At 38.9% G+C, this 607-nt stretch carries 1 protein-coding gene; it reads right to left on the bottom strand.

Translation table 11 applies throughout. The annotated features are described in order from the left end of the window. Window positions 1-607 (bottom strand): IS21 family transposase (gene istA, locus ACYQ4S_RS12160; RefSeq protein ID WP_459771423.1); only part of this gene is annotated, 607 nt, incomplete at both ends.

Here is a 607-nt window from a genome sequence, read left to right as displayed (position 1 = left end):
TCTGTCGAATCATAAAATTCATGATTGTAAACCCGTAACCGGTCCATTGTTCTAGCGAGAGCTTCTACGCTGCCTTTTGTTTGGGGGCGAAAAGGGCGACAGACCATTGTTCTGAACCCTGCATCTTTACTAAAAGAATAGAAGCGATCGTTTAAATGAACCTGAGAGAATTGAGTTCGTGATCGGTCGACGACAGTTTTCATATTATCGAACCATATTTCTTCTGGAACACCACCGGTGTGATAAAAGGCATCATTCATGCACTCAAACAATGTATCTTGTTTACGATCAAAGGTAAGCGTAATAAATTTCTTCTTTGAGTAGGGCAATATATAAAGAAAAATATTAAAGCGGAAGACTTCTCCCTGACTGCTTATGAGTCGCATTTCTTCTTTCCAATCGATTTGTGCTGAAAGACCAGGCGTATATTCGACACGTACAGTTGCTTTCTGTATCCGTTCTTTTTTCACTCCACGGCAGTAGTCTCTAACAAGACTGTAACTCCCATCGAACCCTTTCTTTTGTATGAATTTGAAGATACTTTTAGCGGTACATTGATCTTCTAACTTAGTATCTATGATTTGTTTGAATGAATCTAATTTACTCG

This window comes from Alkalibacterium sp. s-m-28 (assembly GCF_054658175.1).
Note: the sequence above shows the minus strand (reverse complement) of the source record. Positions and strands in the feature narration are given on the sequence as shown.